The following is an 18805-nucleotide window of genomic DNA, read 5'->3' as shown; positions in this document are numbered from 1 at the left end:
TCGTCATGAAAGATATTCTGCAACAATTGGAAGAGCGCCGGGAGACGGCCCGAATGGGCGGCGGTCAAGGACGGATTGATGCACAGCACGGGCGTGGCAAGCTGACTGCGCGCGAGCGGGTGGAGTTGTTGCTGGATGAGGGTAGCTTCGAAGAATTTGACATGTTCGTCACCCATCGCTGTACTGATTTTGGCATGGAAAGCCAAAAGCCCGCCGGTGACGGTGTTGTTGCGGGTTGGGGGACGATCAATGGTCGCCTTGTTTACGTGTTTAGTCAGGATTTCACCGTGCTGGGGGGATCGGTTTCCGAAACCCATGCCAAAAAGATATGCAAGATCATGGATATGGCGGTGCAAAACGGTGCGCCAGTGATTGGTATTAACGACTCCGGCGGTGCGCGCATTCAGGAGGGTGTGGATTCTCTTGCGGGCTATGGTGAGGTGTTTCAACGCAATATTACCGCCTCTGGTGTTGTCCCGCAGATCAGTGTGATCATGGGGCCTTGTGCGGGGGGCGCGGTGTATTCGCCGGCCATGACCGATTTCATCTTCATGGTGAAAGATAGCTCTTATATGTTTGTGACGGGTCCCGACGTGGTCAAGACCGTGACCAATGAGCAGGTCAGCGCAGAGGAGCTGGGCGGGGCTTCGACCCATACGCGCAAAAGTTCGGTTGCGGATGCGGCTTTCGAAAACGATGTCGAGGCGCTGGCAGAGGTGCGTCGCCTGATCGACTTTCTGCCCTCCAACAATCGCGAAAAGCCACCCGTGCGGCCGTTCTTTGATGATCCCAACAGACTGGAAGCCTCGCTGGATACGCTGGTACCGGAAAACCCGAACACGCCCTATGATATGAAAGAGCTGATTTTGAAGCTTGGGGATGAGGGCGATTTTTACGAAATCCAAGAGGGTTTTGCCAAGAACATCATAACTGGCTTCATTCGTCTGGAAGGACGCACCGTGGGCGTGGTCGCCAACCAGCCGATGGTGTTGGCCGGGTGTCTCGACATTGACAGTTCGCGCAAGGCTGCGCGGTTTGTGCGTTTTTGCGATGCCTTTGAAATTCCGATCCTGACGCTTGTGGATGTGCCTGGGTTCTTACCGGGCACCAGTCAGGAATATGGCGGTGTGATCAAGCACGGGGCCAAACTGCTTTTTGCTTATGGCGAAGCCACGGTGCCGATGGTGACGGTGATCACCCGCAAGGCCTATGGTGGGGCTTATGTGGTGATGTCATCAAAGCATCTGCGTGCGGATTTCAATTACGCCTGGCCCACGGCAGAGGTTGCTGTGATGGGAGCAAAGGGCGCGACCGAAATCATTCATCGCGCCGATCTGGGGGATACCGAAAAAATCTCGAAACACACGGCGGACTACGAAAAGCGTTTCGCAAATCCATTTGTGGCCTCCGAACGCGGTTTTGTGGATGAGGTGATCATGCCACGCACGACGCGCAAACGGATTGCGCGCGCTTTCGCGTCGCTGCGTAACAAGCACTCGCAGATGCCATGGAAAAAGCACGATAACATCCCGCTTTAGAGGCCTGACAGATGCCGCTTTTCCATAATATTTCTGATGCGCCCACACATGTCGCACCGTTTTCCCATGCAGTTGAAGAAGACGGCTGGGTGGTGTTGACCGGGCAGATGCCGACGGTGCCTGGCGCGCCGGATGCGCCCTTGGTCGTCGGAATAGAGGCCCAAACCCGACAAGTCATGGCAAACCTGCAAACGGTGCTGGCGGGGCTCGATCTGGATTTGAGTGACGTGATGCAATGCCGTTGCTATCTGACGGAATTTGAACGCGACTATGCGACGTTCAACGATACATACAAAGGCTATTTTCCGGCCTCGCGATTGCCCGCGCGCACCACGATAGGTGTTACAGCATTGGCGGTGGGTGCACTGGTGGAAATCGATTGCATCGCACATCGGCGGAGCAGTGAATGACCCAGCTGTGGAAAAATCAGGCCTTTACCATCGCCCATGCAGATGCTGGCAAATTCGAGGGGGCCGGGCTGCGCCCGTTTTTTGAATATCGCGACCTTGGGATCAGTGATGCGACGCAAGGAGCCTATGGGGCGCATTTGATACGTGCCGTGCCGGGCATGGAGAGCCCGGCCAGTTGGCACAGCCACGATCTGGATTTTCAGATGGTCTACATCCTTCAGGGGTGGGTTGTGTTCGAGTACGAAGGCTCGGGAGAACACATGCTGCGGGCGGGTTCATGCGTGTTACAGCCACCAGGCATCAGGCACCGGGAAGTGCGCCACTCGGATGATCTGGAGCTGTTGGAGATCGTATCGCCTGCGAGTTTTGATACCCGTGATGAGGTAGCGCCGTGAGTCTTGCCGCAGCCGCCGTGTTCGTTACCAGCGTGTTGATGCCGGTGTTGGACACGCCGTCCGGTCAGCCCGTGGATCTCTTTGATGTTCTGATCGAAGAAGTCGGAACCGAAACCTGGCTTCGGTTTCGATTTCTGGCCCCGCAGATCGCCAAAGACGGTGGCACAATCACCTTTACGCAGGCCGAACCTGACTTGGAATTTCTATGCACCGAGGTGGCTTTGCCCTACATCGCAGAGTTTGACCTCAGCCCGGAGATAGTCGCGGTGATGTTATCCGATCAGCCGATTGAATTTGGTGTGTCCGATCCGGAGGTAACGCAGTTCATTGATTTGTTCCGGGTGACATCAGGTACTTGTGTTTGGGAGGGGATATAGTGGACGATTGTTGTGCATTTCAGCGATACGATTCAGTGTCACGTTTTGTGCATGTGTTTGCATCTGGGTGCTCTACAGCCATCCTTGGCGTGTCGCCGAGCAAGCACGCCTCAGCTTTTGTGCGTTGTGTAACAGATGCATGGAACGAAATCGAGGCCCTCATGATGACCTCGGCGTTGGCAAGGACCTCGTCATGCTGAAGCATCGAGGGTTTCCCGGTCGTTTACCCGGCACAGACTATCACTTTACACTTCGCAGGTTTAATCCGCGTGGCGTTACGCCCTTGACGGAACGTGCGCGTTTCAATGACCGCAAACCGGCGGATCGTCGCGCGGATGCCGCTTTTTTCAAAGCTCTTTGGGCGCATTTCGGCAATGAACCTTTTGAGAGGGGCAATCTGGATGCAGGCCGCTTGTCGTGGATATTCGGGCGCGAGGTAATACCCGCGACAGATCCTTTTGATGCAGCCGATTACGAAGCGATGCTGGTTATCGATGAACGCGTCGCCCGTCTGTCCTTTCCGGAGGCATTTGAGGAATGATCGGCGTTTTTTTGCTTGTTGAGCCTTCAGATCGGCAAGCCTTTGCTTACCGCAAAGGCTTCATCTTCAAGGGACTAGCGAATTCAACCCATACGAGTATCGTCAATTCTGCAGGAGCGCGCGAATATCCCCGCATTGCGTCTGTGTACACTATTCGTACCCCTTCCCCTGGCGGACAGTTTTGCGTCAATGCATTCAAACTGTCCGCCTTTTTCTTGTCCTGGCGTTGGATCGTAGGGCCCGCGGGTACAGCAGGTTTGCGATTGGTTTCGTCAAACAGAAAAACAACCGTGCGGCGACCTCGGTGGATATCTGTTCCGCGACCCTTCCCGTCCAAATGGCACTTTTCGCGCGAAGAACGGCTGCGGATAAGTGCCCCACCCCAAAAAAGCTTGACGCGTTCCCGGAAATTGTTTCGGTCACATAACGCGCGTTATGACCGCCATATTGCCCCATTTGGCGGCACCAGACTTCCAGACTTCAAAAGGACATCCCATGTTTAACAAGATCCTGATCGCCAATCGGGGCGAAATCGCCTGCCGTGTCATAAAGACTGCCCGCAAGATGGGAATAAAAACCGTCGCAATTTACTCAGACGCGGACAAACAAGCGTTGCACGTTCAGATGGCGGATGAAGCGGTCCATATTGGGCCACCCCCTGCCAATCAATCCTATATTGTCATTGATAACGTGATGGCTGCGATCAAGGCGTCTGGCGCTGAGGCTGTGCACCCGGGGTATGGGTTCTTGTCCGAAAACGCCAAGTTCGCCGACGCGCTGGCGCAGGCAGGTGTGGCATTTGTCGGTCCACCCAAAGGTGCGATCGAAAAGATGGGGGACAAGATTACCTCCAAGAAGATCGCACAAGAAGCCGGTGTCAGCACCGTGCCCGGATACATGGGCGTGATCGAGGACGCCGATGAGGCAGTCAAGATTTCGGGGGAAATTGGGTATCCGGTCATGCTTAAGGCTTCTGCGGGGGGCGGCGGCAAGGGCATGCGCATTGCATGGAACGACGAAGAAGCCCGCGAGGGTTTTCAGTCTTCAAAGAACGAGGCGGCCAATTCATTTGGTGATGATCGTATTTTCATTGAGAAATTCGTCACGCAACCGCGCCATATTGAAATTCAGGTCCTCTGTGATGCGCATGGCAACGGCATCTATCTGGGGGAGCGGGAATGTTCGATCCAACGGCGTAACCAAAAGGTTGTCGAAGAGGCCCCGAGCCCGTTTTTGGATGAAGGCACCCGCAAAGCCATGGGTGAACAGGCGGTCTCTCTTGCGCAGGCCGTGGGGTATACATCCGCCGGGACCGTTGAATTCATCGTCGATGGCGACAAGAATTTCTATTTTCTCGAAATGAACACCCGTCTGCAGGTCGAACATCCCGTCACGGAGTTGATTACAGATGTGGATCTGGTCGAACAGATGATCCGCGTTGCCAATGGTGAAAAGCTGACCCTCAAGCAATCAGACGTAAAGTTGAATGGTTGGGCCATCGAAAATCGGCTTTACGCCGAAGATCCCTATCGTGGTTTCTTGCCTTCCATCGGGCGTTTGACGCGGTATCGCCCGCCAGAGGAAGTTACCGAACCTGAGCATGTCGTGCGCAATGACACTGGCGTGTATGAAGGTGGTGAAATCAGCATGTATTACGATCCGATGATTGCGAAGCTGTGTACTTGGGCGCCGACACGCGGCGAGGCGATTGAACGCATGCGCGTCGCCTTGGACAGCTTTGAAGTCGAAGGTATCGGCCACAACCTGCCGTTCCTTTCTGCCGTCATGGACCATCCAAAATTCGTTTCGGGTGATATGACCACTGCCTTTATTGCCGAAGAATACCCCGACGGTTTTGAGGGTGTGACGTTGGCGAACGACGAGTTGCATCGCATTGCGGCGGCTTGTTCGGCGATGCACCGGGTTGCCGAAATTCGCCGTGCGCGCGTGTCTGGACGCATGGACAACCACGAGCGCAAGGTCGGATCAGAATGGAATGTTCGCCTTCAGGGACAGTCTTATGACGTCACAATAGACGCGGATCAGACCGGCTCGACGGTTCGTTTTGAGGACAGTACCGAATTGCGTGTCAGCGGTGATTGGACCCCCGGGGATCAAATGGCCAAAATGGTTGTTGCCGACAAGCCGCTCATTCTGAAGGTCGGCAAAATCAGTGGCGGTTTCAGGATCAGGACGCGCGGCGCGGACATGAAAGTGCACGTGCGCACGCCGCGTCAGGCAGAATTGGCCCGTAAAATGCCAGAGAAGCTGCCGCCAGACACATCGAAGATGCTGCTCTGCCCAATGCCGGGGCTCGTGGTGAAGCTGGATGTTGCCGTGGGGGATGAGGTCCAGGACGGGCAGGCGCTTTGTACCATCGAGGCAATGAAGATGGAGAATATTCTGCGGGCTGAGCGTAAGGGCGTTGTGTCCAAGATCAACGCGGCCGCCGGGGATAGTCTCGCTGTGGACGACGTGATCATGGAGTTCGAATAGGCGATGCAAATGCACGGAACCGCCTTGATACAAAGACAGGACCGCTGGGCTCAGCGCTCCGACTGTTGTCGTATTTCGCGTTTTCGCAGGGGCATTTTGTCGATAGTACGGGTAATTTCGCGAACATCCCAAGGAAATGGCTTGCGCAGATTAACAGTGCCGTCTTTGCCAATGATCACCAGCATAAACGTGCGAGGACGAAGTTTTCGGCGTAGATCAGACATTGCGTCGGGATCGGTATCGGTAATGACTACTACGTCGCGTGCAGCAAGTTCTTCGGGCCGTTCGCGCAGCAATCGCATCTGTTCTATGAACGCTGGGTTGTTTTCGCTATCGGAAAATACAACCACGGGGCGGTTTTTCCACTTAAATTGGTTTAAATCGACCTCGTCTATCTGCAGAAACAGCATTTCAGTTGGTTCTGGCTCGGTCGTTTGTGCCACCATACCGTTGGCGAAAAAGCACGCTATAACAATGGGTAATATGGGTTTCATCGAGTCTCCTGTTAGGACTAATATAGGCTCGTGCGCAGGATATGCGATGGGTAATACGCGCAAATTTACCATTAAATCCAAAGCAAGGGATTAGGAGTAATGCTGACGCTCACCTCATCTGTTGGGCCGACTGGGGCGGTCGCGAAAAATTGGGTTAATTGCGTCATGGACGTTGTTCTTCATATCGGTGCACATCGCACTGGCACAACGAGTTTTCAGGATTACATGCACCGCCATGTCAAGCCTTTGGCTGAGGTGGGTGTTGACTATTGGGGGCCGGAACGGACACGGCGCGGCTTGTTCGCGGGTCTGCTGCCTACGCCGGAAGTCGCCAAGGTAAGTGATTTACGCCAACGTGCAGAGGGTCGCGTGCAACTAAAATTGACGGCCGCGCGGGCTCGAGCGGTCAAAACGCTGGTCGTGAGTGACGAAGATATATGCGGATCGGTATCTGAGAACATCAAGTCCGGTACGCTCTATGCTGGTATCGGCGAGCGTGTGGCCCGAATTGCGCGCGCCTTTGAAGGTCAATTGTCGACGATCCTGATTAGTCCACGAAGCTTGGAGATGTATTGGAGTTCCGCCTTGTCTTACGGCGTTGCGCATGGGCATGACGTGCCAGATCGCGAAAAATTGCGGAACATCGCACAATCACCGCGGGGGTGGCGAGATGTCATCGCGGATGTCGCCCGTTCTGTTCCAGGTGTTGAGATAAAGGTGCTGCCCTTCGAGAAGTTTGCTGGGCGGCCCGAAGTTTTTCTGGCGCGTGGTGCGGCTGTGGATGCGCCCAAAGACACAAACCGCAGTTGGCACAACCGCGCCCCCAATCTTGCTGAGTTGAGACGGGTTTTGACGGGCCGCGGTGTTGCGGGGGCCGTACTGCCGTTCGGCATGGACAGATGGAACCCCTTCACACCTGAAGAGAATTCCGCGCTGCGCGAAACATATGCAGACGATATGATGTGGTTGGTCGCTGGAGCGGATGGACTGGCCACACTGACAGAGGATAATGCACGGACAAGAGCAGGAAAAATTCTGCCAGCCGTCGCACAGACACAAGGACATGGCGATGAGCACGAAGAAAGACAAGTGGCGCGACCTGGCTGAGAGCGAATTGCGTGGTAGATCGGTTGAAGATCTGACTTGGCAAACTCTAGAGGGTATCAAGGTACAGCCGGTTTACACGGCGGATGATACAGCAGATCTCGACCATATGGGTTCGATCCCAGGTGAAGCGCCCTACACGCGTGGCGTCAAAGCGACCATGTATGCGGGGCGTCCTTGGACCATCCGTCAGTACGCAGGATTTTCTACAGCAGAAGAGAGCAACGCCTTTTATCGTCGCGCACTCGCGGCCGGGCAGCAGGGCGTTTCTGTCGCCTTCGATCTCGCCACACACCGCGGATACGATAGTGACCATCCGCGCGTTGAGGGGGATGTGGGCAAAGCCGGCGTGGCTATCGACAGCGTTGAGGATATGAATATCCTGTTTGACGGTATCCCGCTCGATCAGGTGTCCGTATCCATGACAATGAACGGTGCCGTGATCCCTATTCTGGCAAGCTTTATCGTTGCCGGGCAGGAGCAGGGCCATGACAAGTCCTTGCTATCGGGCACAATTCAGAACGATATTCTCAAAGAGTTCATGGTCCGTAACACCTATGTGTATCCGCCCGAACCCTCGATGCGCATCATTGCGGACATCATCGAATACACCTCTGACTACATGCCAAAGTTCAATTCGATTTCGATCTCGGGTTATCACATGCAAGAGGCCGGGGCGAATTTGGTGCAAGAGCTTGCTTTCACGCTCGCGGATGGGCGCGAATATGTGCGCGCGGCCATCGCGCGGGGAATGGACGTCGATAAATTTGCGGGACGGCTTTCGTTCTTTTTCGCAATTGGCATGAATTTTTTCATGGAGGCGGCCAAGCTGCGTGCGGCCCGTCTTTTGTGGAGCCGCATCATGGCAGAGTTTGAACCGAAGAACCCAAAATCTTCGATGCTGCGCACCCATTGCCAGACCTCTGGGGTCAGCCTGCAGGAACAAGACCCCTACAACAATGTCATCCGGACCGCCTATGAGGCGATGAGCGCAGTGCTTGGTGGGACACAATCGCTGCACACAAACGCGTTGGATGAGGCGATTGCTTTGCCGACGGAAAATTCCAGTCGAATTGCGCGGAACACGCAACTGATTTTGCAGGAAGAAACGGGTGTCACGAATGTTATCGATCCGCTCGCAGGGTCGTATTACGTCGAAAAGCTGACGGCAGATCTTGCGGAAGCGGCGTGGAAACTGATCGAAGAAGTTGAGGAAATGGGTGGTATGACCAAAGCCGTCGGTTCTGGCATGCCAAAGTTGCGCATCGAGGAGGCGGCTGCAACCCGGCAGGCTGGTATTGATCGGGGCACGGAAGTCATCGTTGGCGTCAACAAATATCGCCGCGACACCGAGGATCCGATTGATATTCTGGACATTGACAATGCCGCCGTGCGCGACAGTCAAATCGCGCGCTTGGACAAAATCAGATCCCAGCGGGACGAGACAGCTTGTGAAAGCGCGCTGGCTGAATTGTCGCGACGCGCAGCTGTGGGTGGGAATTTGCTGGAGGCCGCGGTCGAAGCGGCGCGCGCGCGTGCAACGGTCGGGGAGATCAGTATGGCGATGGAAGAAGTCTTTGGACGCCACCGAGCCGAAGTTAAAACACTCGCGGGCGTTTACGGGGCTGCGTATGAAGGGGATGCAGGATTTGCCGCCATCCAGAAATCTGTTGAGGAATTTGCGGAGTCAGAAGGGCGCAGGCCACGTATGCTGGTGGTCAAGATGGGCCAGGATGGCCATGATCGCGGTGCCAAAGTGATCGCAACCGCATTTGCGGACATTGGCTTTGACGTGGATGTCGGACCGCTGTTTCAAACGCCAGCAGAGGCGGCGCAAGACGCCGTCGACAATGATGTGCACGTGATTGGAATCAGTTCGCAAGCGGCAGGGCATAAAACACTGGCGCCACAGTTAGTTAAGGCGCTGAAGGCTGCAGGTGCAGAAGATATTTTGGTCATCTGTGGCGGCGTTATTCCGCAGCAAGACTATCAGTTCCTCTATGATGCAGGCGTCAAAGCGATCTTTGGGCCCGGTACCAATATTCCCAAGGCGGCGCAGGATATTTTAAAGCTCATATCCGCTGCAAGATTGTGATCGCATAACGACTTTTCTGTGGGAAAAATATAAATCTTGCGATGGCTGTTTGCGCTGCGCCTTTTGACATTGCGCGCCGCGCGGTTTGGGTGCGGACCAAAAAAACCTCAGGGTTTTTATGTTCTATCAATGCGCCGAATGGGCGCAATTTCCGGCTTATTCAACGAACGGCCAAAGTCAGATGTTGGATCGCGACAAAGGGAAATCCATACTCCGACTGACCAGTTCACATCCTGCGGGCCGTTATGAAAAGGGCCGATCGCGCGTGATGCCTCTTGTGCCCAGCCTTCTTTGCGAAGACATTCGCACTGTCAATCACTGTTGAGTTTCCTTCACTTCAGACGAGGCGAAACGTTAGACAACCGGGGAGGATGAGTTGGAGTTTGATCACATTGCAATTGCCGGTGAAACGCTGGTAGAAGCCATCGAACATGTCGAGGCGGCTCTTGGTGTAAAGTTGCAAGCCGGCGGCCAGCATGATGTCTTTTTCACACATAACGCTTTGTTGGGCTTGGAAGATTGGCTTTACCTTGAAGCGATTGCAATCGATCCGAATGCACCAGACCCCGACCGATCACGCTGGTTTGATCTTGACCGTTTCACTGGTGCGCCCCGCTTGACTAACTGGATTTGCCGCACTGATGATATTGACGCGGCGCTGTCGAACATTCCAGCCGATATGGGGAGGCCCGTGGCGTTGCAGCGTGGATCATTGCGTTGGCGTATGGCGGTGCCTGAAAATGGAATTCTGCCCTTTGATAACTGTGCGCCGGCACTCATTCAATGGGATACAAAAGAGCGTCCGGCGAAACTGCTCGCCCAATGCGGTGTGCGCTTGCGCCGTTTGACTGTGTCACATCCGCAAGCCACTGTCCTGCAAACGGTTTTCACGCCGCATCTCAAGGATGATCGCCTGTTCTATGAAACGGGCGAAAGTGGCCTTGTGGCAGAATTTGACACGCCCCATGGCCGACGTGTTCTGGCATGATGATCCGCGCTGCGACACTGCGGGATGCGGTGCAAATAGCCGACCTTTGGAATCAGATGATCCGCCATACGCAATCGACTTTCACATCAGTCGATAAATCTGTTCACGACATCATGGATTTGATCGGGGTGCGAACGGGCGCATTTTTTGTTGCTCTGACAAACCAAAAACTCATTGGCTTTGTAACCTTCGGCCCTTTTCGGGAAGGGCCCGGATATGCCGCAACAGCCGAACACACCATTCTAGTGGCCGATGAAAATCAGGCATCTGGGGTCGGGCGGCATTTGATGCAGGCGGCAGAAAGTGCTGCGCGAGGATTAGGGCATCATGTGATGGTGGGCGCAATCAGTCATACCAATCTTGATGCTCAGGTATTTCATCGAAAATTGGGATATGCAGAAGTGGGGCGGATGCCACAGGTAGGGCACAAATCAGGACAATGGCTTGATCTTGTTTTGATGCAGAAAGTTCTATGAGGCGACGCTTCACCACCTGACATACCCGGCATGAGAAGCTATGCTCAGCGGCATGTCGATCTGGACCCGTATCTCTGACGCCCTGTCGGCCCTCACCGCTGGTGAAGGTCTGTCTCAGGTATTTGATCAATTACGCAGCCCGCCGGAACGGTCGGTGGCGTTTGCAATTGCGGTCGTTGCGCTGGGTGCCAAGATGGCGAAGGCAGACGGGCAGGTGACGCGCGACGAAGTTACTGCTTTTCGGGAAGTATTTCACATTGCAGCCAAGGATGAAGCAGGGGCCGCCAAGGTTTTTAACCTTGCACGGCAGGATGTGACCGGATTTGAGGATTACGCTGCGCGCATCAAATCCATGTTTTCGGGAGCGCCTGAAACCTTGCGTGATCTGCTGGAGGGGCTGTTCCATATTGCAATGGCTGACGGGTTTTATCACCCGAATGAGGATGCATTTCTTGAGCGTGTTGCTGAGATTTTCGAATTGCCACAGGCTGAATTCAATGCACTGAGGATGCGTTTCGCACCGGACGCGCCGCAAGACCCGTACACTGTGCTCGGCGTCACTCCAGACATGAACCACGATGAAATACGCAGCGTCTGGCGTCGCCTTGTACGTGAAAACCATCCCGATGTCATGATGGCACGCGGCGTTCCCGAAGAGGCGATGCAGCTCGCCCAAAAGCGCATGGCGGATATCAATCGTGCTTGGGATGAGATCGCCGTCACTGCCCACTGATGCGCTTGGCGACATATAATATTGAGTGGTTCACAAAGCTGTTTGATCGCAAAAACAGGCTTGACCCAAGCGGCGAGTTGTCCGGACGCTACACTGTGACCAAAGCCGAACAGGTCGCGGCCTTAGGTGACGTCTTTCAGGCAATGGACGCGGACGCGATCATGATCATTGAGGCGCCCGATTCCAATGGCAAGCGCCAAACCGTCCCCGCGTTAGAGAGTTTTGCTGCCCATTTTGATCTGCGTACCCGCGCCGCGGTGATGGGTTTCATGAACGACACGCAACAGGAAATTGCTTTGCTGTTTGACCCTGACGTTTTGACAGCGCGCCATGTTCCGATGCCGGGAAACGTCAAGGTTCCCCGTTTTGATGGCACGCTTGAAATAGACCTTGATATTGACGCTGTGCGCGATGAGGTGCGGTTTTCAAAACCGCCTTTGGAACTGGAGATTACCACTAAGTCCGGGAGCCAAATTCAATTGATTGGCGCGCACTTGAAATCCAAGGCACCGCATGGCGCGCGCAACGCCTCCCAGGCGATGAAATTGGCGATTGCCAACAGACGTAAACAATTGGCTCAGGCGATCTGGCTGCGTGCTCGGATTGATCAACATTTGACAGATGATACGCCGCTGATCGTTCTGGGAGATCTCAATGACGGGCCCGGGCTTGATGAATTCGAGGATCTTTTTGGCCGTTCATCGGTTGAAATAGTCATGCAGGGTGAGGCGGGTGCTCTTTATGATCCGCATGCGATGCAAGTGCCGGACACGGCGTCAGACACAGGACCTACATCGGCACGATTCTGGATTGAAGATGAAAACCGTCATCTTCTCGCATTGTTGGACTATATCATGGTTAGCCCTGATTTGCGGGCGCGCGCTGGGAACTGGCGTATTTGGCATCCAATTGACGATCCCGAATGCCAGGCAAATCTACGGCTACGCGACGCGTTGATGGTTGCTTCGGATCATTTCCCGGTTTCTGTCGACATGAACATCTGACCTCGAAGAATCGGCAGTTTGAGAGTATACTTGGGACATGCGACGCTTTCTGAACGCTTTTCTCATCTTGCACCTTACAGCTTCGGTTGCGGTGGCGCAGGAAGACAATCCGCCCTCGATGATGGAGCGTGGTGCACAGCAATTCCTGGAAGGCCTTCTCTTGGAAATGGAGCCTGCGTTCGAGAGTATGCGTGGCTTCATGGAACAAATGGGACCTGCGCTCGCCGAATTGATGGGTCAGATTGAGGATTGGTCCGTCTATGAAACTCCCGAGATCCTTGAAAATGGGGATATCATAATTCGCCGAAAGCCTGACGCGACGCCGCAAGAGGACGTCCCGCCTCAGATTGATCTCTGACTTTGCGAAGACCGTGCTTTCTTGATTTGCACTTCCGCCCCAAGAGAGGACGCAAGGGACATCAATCGGGCTTCGGCCACTTCGCCAAAAAGCGGAACCATGTCGGGCGTCAAACGTAAATGGAGCTGTTTTTTCTTTGGATACCAGCGCAGAGTGCCGCGTTCCGCATCCTGTGTCATCCATAGCATTGCGCCAAAACGCATGGCCTTGCCCAGAATTTCGGCATCGAGTTGCGTTTTTTCGTCGATCAGGTTGTAAAGATCTTCAAACCGCGTGCCTTCACGCTTGTTGGAATAGCGGTGTAACAGAGCCAGCCCCAGAAACACTCTTTCGGAGTGTTTCAAGCCGCCCAGATTGGCGCGCGTAGCATTGTCAAAACAGGTCTCGGCCCGATAATCTGGATGCGCGCGCCAACTGACGTCGTGCAACAGGCAGGCGGCTTTGATCAGGCGACGTCTTGCGAGGGGCACGGACTTAAAGATGGGGTGGATGAAAGCATAGAGTGATTTGCCAAACCCGGGCATCCGTGCGTCTTTGGCCTCCGCAAAGCGACAGGCCTCAATCAATGGATCACGGTCGCGCAGCCGTTGCGGCATTTGTTCGTAGAGCATGCCTTCGCGGATGCCATAGCTCGAGATGGCAATGTCTTTAGGGCGAAACGTTTTGACCAGGCGGCTCAGAACTTCGGTGGCCAAAGGCACAAGGCTCATGCGCGCTGAGGAAATGCCACAAGCGCCGCGTAAAACGTCAATATCCGCAGCTTGAATGTATTTGACAGTTTCGCTCACGCTCCGAGCCGTCATCCGATACTCATGCAAGACGTGCAGCGGATAACCGCGTCGATACATATCAACACGGGCAATGGCGCGCCAGGATCCGCCAACTAAAAACAAACGGTCGCGTTGCTTGCCCATGGTTTCCTTCAATTCTGCCATGGTCGCTTTGATGTGGGCATCGCGCCCCTTTTTCCCGCCCTTTATTTCACGCAGTTTCAAAGGGCCCAGCGAAGAGGTCACGCGGCGACCGACACGGCCCTCGGAAATTTCCGCAAGCTCCATCGAAGATCCACCGATATCGCAGACCAACCCGTAGGATCCGGGCCAGCCCAACAGAACGCCCTGCGCGGAGAGGCGCGCCTCTTCCTTTCCATCGATTGCCCAGATGCGCAGACCCGTTTCGCGGCGTACCTCGTCCTGAAAGTCGGGACCATCGCTTGCATCACGCACAGCCGCTGTCGCAACGACAGTGAGTTCTGCCAGACCCATGCCCTGAGCCAGATGTTGAAACCGGCGCAGTGCGCTCAGGGCGCGGATACGGCCCTGCGGGTTCAAAATGCCGCTTTCTGACAAACCTGCACCCAAGGCGCACATGATCTTTTCATTGTAGAAATAGGCGGGTGATCGCGCCGCACCATCAAAAACCACCAGACGGACTGAGTTGGATCCGACATCCACGACCCCGACGCGGGACAACGCGCGTGCGCTTGGGTCTTCAAATAGCGGTCGCCCAAACAAACCGATATCCGTTAGATCTGTTGGCGGTGCCGCGCGTGCGGGAAGGTCGGTCGTTTCGGTCATGCAGGCATCCGGTATTTTGCAGGGGCACCCTGTTCAAAAACGACGCGCGGGTCAACATTCGCTGATCTCTTTACGACGATTTTTACGCCAATGTTCAGTCTTCGGTGTGGGTCAATTTCGGCACATCTGACGCGCCCGCAGTCCCCCGACCCGACAGTGATGGGTTTTCCATGAAGAAACGGTGGCAGTTGAAGGCAAAAGCACCCTCTGGCACCGGGGGGCGTTCAAAAATGCCATCTGGCCCCATGACCCAGCTTTGAGCCACATCGGCAAGGTTTGCGGCCATGATCTGGCTTACGATCTGGGCCTTGACTGTCGCGTTTTCGATTTCCACCAGTGTTTCGACCCGACGGTTGAGATTGCGTCCCATCCAATCAGCAGATGAAATGAACACACGCGCTTTCTTGTGCGGCAAGCCATAGCCGTTGCCAAAACAGACAATTCGGGAATGCTCAAGAAACCGACCAACAATGGATTTAACGCGGATGTTGTCGCTGAGGCCTTTGACGCCAGGGCGCAGACCGCAAATTCCCCGGATCACAAGGCTGATTTTTACACCGGCCTGGCTCGCAGCGTAAAGTGCGTCTATGACCTGACTGTCGATCAAGGAGTTCATCTTGGCCCAGATGACCGCCGGCTTGCCCGCACGGGCATAATCGGCTTCAGCGCCAATCAACTCAAGCAGTCGTGGTTTCAGAGTCGTTGGCGAAATCGCCAGATTGTCCAGGCCATCAGGCAGCGCATAGCCAGACAGATAATTGAACACTTTGGTTGCATCACGGCCCAGACGCTGATCGCAAGTAAACAAGGACAGGTCTGTGTAAATCCGCGCTGTGATGGGGTGGTAGTTTCCAGTGCCATAATGGGTGTAAGTCACCAATTGGTTGCCTTCGCGGCGCACCACAGTTGAGATTTTGGCGTGGGTTTTCAGATCCAGAAATCCATAGACCACATGCGCGCCTGCGCGTTCCAGACGGCGGGACTGGCGGATATTGGCAGCCTCGTCGAAGCGGGCTTTAAGTTCCACCAGAGCGGTCACGGATTTGCCTTCCTCTGCCGCTTCGCAAAGTGCTTCGACAATCGGGCTGTCGCGGGAGGTGCGATAAAGAGTCTGTTTAATCGCGACGACCAGTGGATCGCGCGCCGCTTGCTGCAAGAACCGCACGACCATATCGAAGGTTTCATAGGGGTGGTGCAGTAACATGTCCTTGTTGCGAATGGCCGCCAGCATGTCGCCGTCATGATCGGTCACACGTTCAGGGATGCGCGGTGCAAACATTGGCCACAAAAGATCGGGACGGCTTTCCAGCACCAGTTCCTTGAGATCTGACGCGCCGATCATACCGTCAATTTCAATGACTTCCTCCTGATCAACGTCGAGTTCTTCCATGATCACGGCTTTGAGTTTTTCGGGTGCCCCGGAAGAATGAGTCAAACGGACAACTTCGCCACGGCGGCGTCGCTTCAAGGCCACTTCGAATTCGCGCACCAGATCTTCGGCTTCTTCTTCGACTTCGAGATCGCTGTCACGCAGCACCCGGAACTCGAAATGCGCCTTGAGTTTGTAACCGGGGAACAAGCCGGAAATATTCAGCACCAATAGCTCTTCAAGCGGCAGAAACCGGTTTTGTCCATCTTTTGCAGGAAGAGCTATGAAGCGCTCGATCTGAGCAGGAATCGGCAAGAGCGCTTGCAGGGGGCGCTTGTCTGAGGTTCGCTCCAATTGCAAAGCAAGTGCGTAGCCGGTGTTGGGAATGAACGGAAACGGGTGTGCGGGATCAATCGCAAGCGGGGACAAAACTGCGAAGACCTGCGTCAGGAATACTTCTTCGAGGTATTTGCGGTCCGCAGCCGTCAGATCGCCATTGCGCAGGACAAAAATCCCGTCACCTTCAAGTTCTTTGAGCAAAGACACCAGCACGCGTTGTTGTGTTTCTAGCAGTTGGCGCGCGTTTTCATCAATCAGGAGCAGTTGTTCGGAGGGACTCAGACCGTCCGCTGCGGGAGTTGTATTTCCCGCATGCGCAAGTTCGCGCAGACCGGCCACGCGCACCGTATAGAATTCGTCCAGGTTGGTCGCTGAGATCGACAGAAACCGCAAGCGTTCGAGAGCGGGCACGCGCGGGTTTTCCGCCTCCTGCACCACGCGCCAGTTGAACCCCAGCCAGCTGAGTTCACGGTTGAAAAACCGTGCGGGCCCTTTCGGGTCAAAATCGGGCATCTCTGCGGCGGCGGGAAAGTCTGAGATCAGAAAATCGGCTTGTGTCATGCAGGCCTTTTAGGATGAGGTTTGTAATACTTACGTGACAACTATCGCGCGTCCGGACGGTCCTTGTCCAGCAAAGCAGCCGCAAGTGTCCGTGATATCGGGCGTTTTTGCGCCAATGAAGCCGCATCCAGTTGATCCACCAACGCGCCAGCGGCCGCAAACGAGCGGTCCATCCGGCGGATCAGATAGGGGATCAGATCCGCTTTGGGCGTCAGTTGCCGATCTGCAAACAGCTTGGCCAGAACCGCCGAAAGCAAGGCGTCATCCGGCGCTTCCAGAGCAACCGCCGGGGCAGCAGCGATACGGCTTACCAGATCAGGTAAGGTCATGCCCCAGTCCCGCACGGGCGAGCGTCCGGTGAAAAGCAACATATGCCCCTCTGCCAAAACCAGATTATGCAAGTGAAACAGGGCGGTTTGTGCGCGCGGGTCATCTGCGATATCCGGGACATCTTCCACCGCGACACAGCCCTGCGCGATGCCAGGCACCATTTCTTCCGTAATTGTAGTGGCCGGAATGATCGTTGCGTTTTTAGCCTTGGCCCAGACATGGGCGAGGTGGGTTTTGCCGGACCCATCCGGTCCGGTCAGGACCAATTTATCTGATTGCATGTTTTCGATCATGGCCAGAGCAACAGCATTGGAGGGCGCAATCAAAAAATCTGCACGCCCCAGTGCGGGAACACTTGGTAGATCAAACCCGAGCTGTTCAGACATATCAGTCCCCGTCGCGCCCAGACTGGCCTCGGTAGAGCAGCGACTGTTTGTACTGATTCACTGCAAAGCGTGCGATCACACCAATTGACGCGGCAACTGGAACAGCAACCAGCATGCCCACGAACCCAAAAAGCGCGCCGAAAACGGAAAGGGCCAGGATCAGCCAAACCGGGTGTAGCCCAACGGAATTCCCCACCAATTTCGGGGTCAGGATATTACCTTCGACAACCTGTCCGATGGCAAAAATGCCCGCGACCAGCCCGATTGAGAGCCAATCGCCCCAGAACTGGAACAGGGCCAAACCAATAGCCAGCGCGCCACCGATCAGGGCCCCCAGATAAGGGATGAAGGTAACAAGCCCGGCGATGAAACCAACAACCAGCCCAAATTGCAGGCCAACCACCATTAACGCAATGGCGTAGTACGTGCCAAGGATGAGACAGACAGTGCCCATGCCGCGGATAAAGGAGGACAGGGTTGCATCGATTTCGCGCGCCAGTTGGCGGATTGTGTCTGCATGATCGCGCGGCAAGAGTTCATCGATGCGTGCCACCATTCGGTCCCAGTCAAGCAGCAAGTAAACAGACACAACGGGCACGATTACCAGCAGAACAACGACATTCAGGATTGAGGCTACTGAGCCCAAAGCCGTTTCCAGAAGCTCGGCGCCGCGGCTCTTGATGGTTTCCCCGATTGTGTCGATCGACTGACGCAGGGTCGAACTGGCATCCAGTAGAGATGGAAAGCGTTCGGTGACGAAGTTGCTGATGCTACGGGAGTATTCTGGGGCCACGTTGAAGAGGGCAAGTGCCTGATTGGTCAGTGTTGGGATCACCAGTAGTGCCATCATCACGAAGATGAAAATACCCGCGACCGTAATAACGCCCGTTGCCGCGATGCGGCTCAGTCCGAAACGTTCAAGCTTGTCTGCGATCGGGTCCAGAAAGTAGGCGATTGCACCGCCTAGGATAAAAGGCAACAGCACATGGCCCAACGACCACAGAATAATCAGGAAAACCGCCGTTGCGATCCCCCAATAGGTAAGCTGTTTGTGGACAGGCAGTGCCATGCGTGCTCCGGCGTATCGAATGAGGCTGACATCGCTCATGCAGGCGCGCGTTTCAAGGCTTTAAAGCTGGATTGTGAGATGTGACGGGGCGTTTGCGTCGGTTTGCGCGAAATTCCGGCGGGGTTTGGCCAAAAGGCCTCGCGTTTTGCGGGGCCTTTTGTTTGC

General features: G+C 55.0%; 18 protein-coding genes. 13 read left to right on the top strand and 5 right to left on the bottom strand.

Going from position 1 to position 18805, the window contains the following annotated elements:
* Nucleotides 1-5 precede the first annotated feature (5 nt).
* From R8G34_07290 to R8G34_07265, 6 genes are all read left to right on the top strand, one after another.
* On the top strand, nucleotides 6-1538 hold the full coding sequence (locus R8G34_07290; protein ID MDW3222683.1) for an acyl-CoA carboxylase subunit beta: 1533 nt from the start codon (nucleotides 6-8) through the stop codon (nucleotides 1536-1538).
* Nucleotides 1539-1549: 11 nt separating this feature from the next.
* Complete coding sequence (locus R8G34_07285; protein MDW3222682.1) at nucleotides 1550-1948, top strand: RidA family protein; 399 nt, start codon at nucleotides 1550-1552, stop codon at nucleotides 1946-1948.
* Nucleotides 1945-2343 (top strand): cupin domain-containing protein, encoded by a 399-nt coding sequence (locus R8G34_07280; protein ID MDW3222681.1) that lies wholly within the window; start codon nucleotides 1945-1947, stop codon nucleotides 2341-2343. Before R8G34_07285 ends, R8G34_07280 begins: the two co-directional genes overlap by 4 nt.
* The gene (locus R8G34_07275; GenBank protein ID MDW3222680.1) at nucleotides 2340-2720 is read left to right on the top strand and encodes a DUF6497 family protein; all 381 of its coding nucleotides are present in this window, start codon (nucleotides 2340-2342) and stop codon (nucleotides 2718-2720) included. The genes R8G34_07280 and R8G34_07275 overlap by 4 nt, the downstream gene beginning before the upstream one ends.
* 193 nt (nucleotides 2721-2913) lie before the next feature.
* Nucleotides 2914-3261: a hypothetical protein gene (locus R8G34_07270; protein MDW3222679.1), complete on the top strand. Its 348-nt coding sequence runs from the start codon at nucleotides 2914-2916 to the stop codon at nucleotides 3259-3261.
* A gap of 495 nt (nucleotides 3262-3756) precedes the next feature.
* The gene (locus tag R8G34_07265) at nucleotides 3757-5757 is read left to right on the top strand and encodes an acetyl/propionyl/methylcrotonyl-CoA carboxylase subunit alpha (GenBank protein MDW3222678.1); all 2001 of its coding nucleotides are present in this window, start codon (nucleotides 3757-3759) and stop codon (nucleotides 5755-5757) included.
* Between the two features lie 50 nt (nucleotides 5758-5807).
* On the opposite strand, the gene R8G34_07260 is transcribed toward R8G34_07265, so the two are convergent.
* Nucleotides 5808-6251, bottom strand: a complete 444-nt coding sequence (locus R8G34_07260; GenBank protein ID MDW3222677.1) for a DUF4174 domain-containing protein — start codon at nucleotides 6249-6251, stop codon at nucleotides 5808-5810.
* A gap of 165 nt (nucleotides 6252-6416) precedes the next feature.
* Between R8G34_07260 and R8G34_07255 the strand changes: the two genes are divergently transcribed.
* The 7 genes from R8G34_07255 to R8G34_07225 all read left to right on the top strand — a co-directional run bounded on the left by R8G34_07255 (nucleotide 6417) and on the right by R8G34_07225 (nucleotide 13009).
* The gene (locus tag R8G34_07255; protein ID MDW3222676.1) at nucleotides 6417-7358 is read left to right on the top strand and encodes a hypothetical protein; all 942 of its coding nucleotides are present in this window, start codon (nucleotides 6417-6419) and stop codon (nucleotides 7356-7358) included.
* The gene (gene scpA, locus R8G34_07250; protein MDW3222675.1) at nucleotides 7321-9450 is read left to right on the top strand and encodes a methylmalonyl-CoA mutase; all 2130 of its coding nucleotides are present in this window, start codon (nucleotides 7321-7323) and stop codon (nucleotides 9448-9450) included. The genes R8G34_07255 and scpA overlap by 38 nt, the downstream gene beginning before the upstream one ends.
* Before the next feature lie 376 nt (nucleotides 9451-9826).
* Nucleotides 9827-10438 carry a VOC family protein gene (locus tag R8G34_07245; protein MDW3222674.1) on the top strand — a complete coding sequence of 204 codons (612 nt, stop codon included), beginning with the start codon at nucleotides 9827-9829 and terminating at the stop codon, nucleotides 10436-10438.
* The gene (locus R8G34_07240; GenBank protein ID MDW3222673.1) at nucleotides 10438-10914 is read left to right on the top strand and encodes an N-acetyltransferase family protein; all 477 of its coding nucleotides are present in this window, start codon (nucleotides 10438-10440) and stop codon (nucleotides 10912-10914) included. The genes R8G34_07245 and R8G34_07240 overlap by 1 nt, the downstream gene beginning before the upstream one ends.
* A 52-nt stretch (nucleotides 10915-10966) precedes the next feature.
* On the top strand, nucleotides 10967-11647 hold the full coding sequence (locus R8G34_07235; GenBank protein MDW3222672.1) for a molecular chaperone DjiA: 681 nt from the start codon (nucleotides 10967-10969) through the stop codon (nucleotides 11645-11647).
* Nucleotides 11647-12651 carry an endonuclease/exonuclease/phosphatase family protein gene (locus R8G34_07230; protein MDW3222671.1) on the top strand — a complete coding sequence of 335 codons (1005 nt, stop codon included), beginning with the start codon at nucleotides 11647-11649 and terminating at the stop codon, nucleotides 12649-12651. The genes R8G34_07235 and R8G34_07230 overlap by 1 nt, the downstream gene beginning before the upstream one ends.
* Before the next feature lie 37 nt (nucleotides 12652-12688).
* On the top strand, nucleotides 12689-13009 hold the full coding sequence (locus tag R8G34_07225; protein MDW3222670.1) for a hypothetical protein: 321 nt from the start codon (nucleotides 12689-12691) through the stop codon (nucleotides 13007-13009).
* Here the strand turns inward: R8G34_07225 and R8G34_07220 are convergent.
* The 4 genes from R8G34_07220 to R8G34_07205 form a co-directional block, all read right to left on the bottom strand.
* Complete coding sequence (locus R8G34_07220) at nucleotides 12994-14586, bottom strand: Ppx/GppA family phosphatase (protein ID MDW3222669.1); 1593 nt, start codon at nucleotides 14584-14586, stop codon at nucleotides 12994-12996. The genes R8G34_07225 and R8G34_07220 overlap by 16 nt on opposite strands.
* A gap of 94 nt (nucleotides 14587-14680) precedes the next feature.
* The gene (locus R8G34_07215; protein MDW3222668.1) at nucleotides 14681-16855 is read right to left on the bottom strand and encodes an RNA degradosome polyphosphate kinase; all 2175 of its coding nucleotides are present in this window, start codon (nucleotides 16853-16855) and stop codon (nucleotides 14681-14683) included.
* A 41-nt stretch (nucleotides 16856-16896) separates the two neighbouring features.
* Complete coding sequence (locus R8G34_07210; protein ID MDW3222667.1) at nucleotides 16897-17571, bottom strand: chromosomal replication initiator DnaA; 675 nt, start codon at nucleotides 17569-17571, stop codon at nucleotides 16897-16899.
* 1 nt (nucleotide 17572) lies between these two features.
* Complete coding sequence (locus tag R8G34_07205) at nucleotides 17573-18640, bottom strand: AI-2E family transporter (GenBank protein ID MDW3222666.1); 1068 nt, start codon at nucleotides 18638-18640, stop codon at nucleotides 17573-17575.
* Nucleotides 18641-18805 lie beyond the last annotated feature (165 nt).

It is taken from the genome of Paracoccaceae bacterium (assembly GCA_033344815.1).
Classification (GTDB): Bacteria; Pseudomonadota; Alphaproteobacteria; order Rhodobacterales; family Rhodobacteraceae; genus Roseobacter.
Note: the sequence above shows the minus strand (reverse complement) of the source record. Positions and strands in the feature narration are given on the sequence as shown.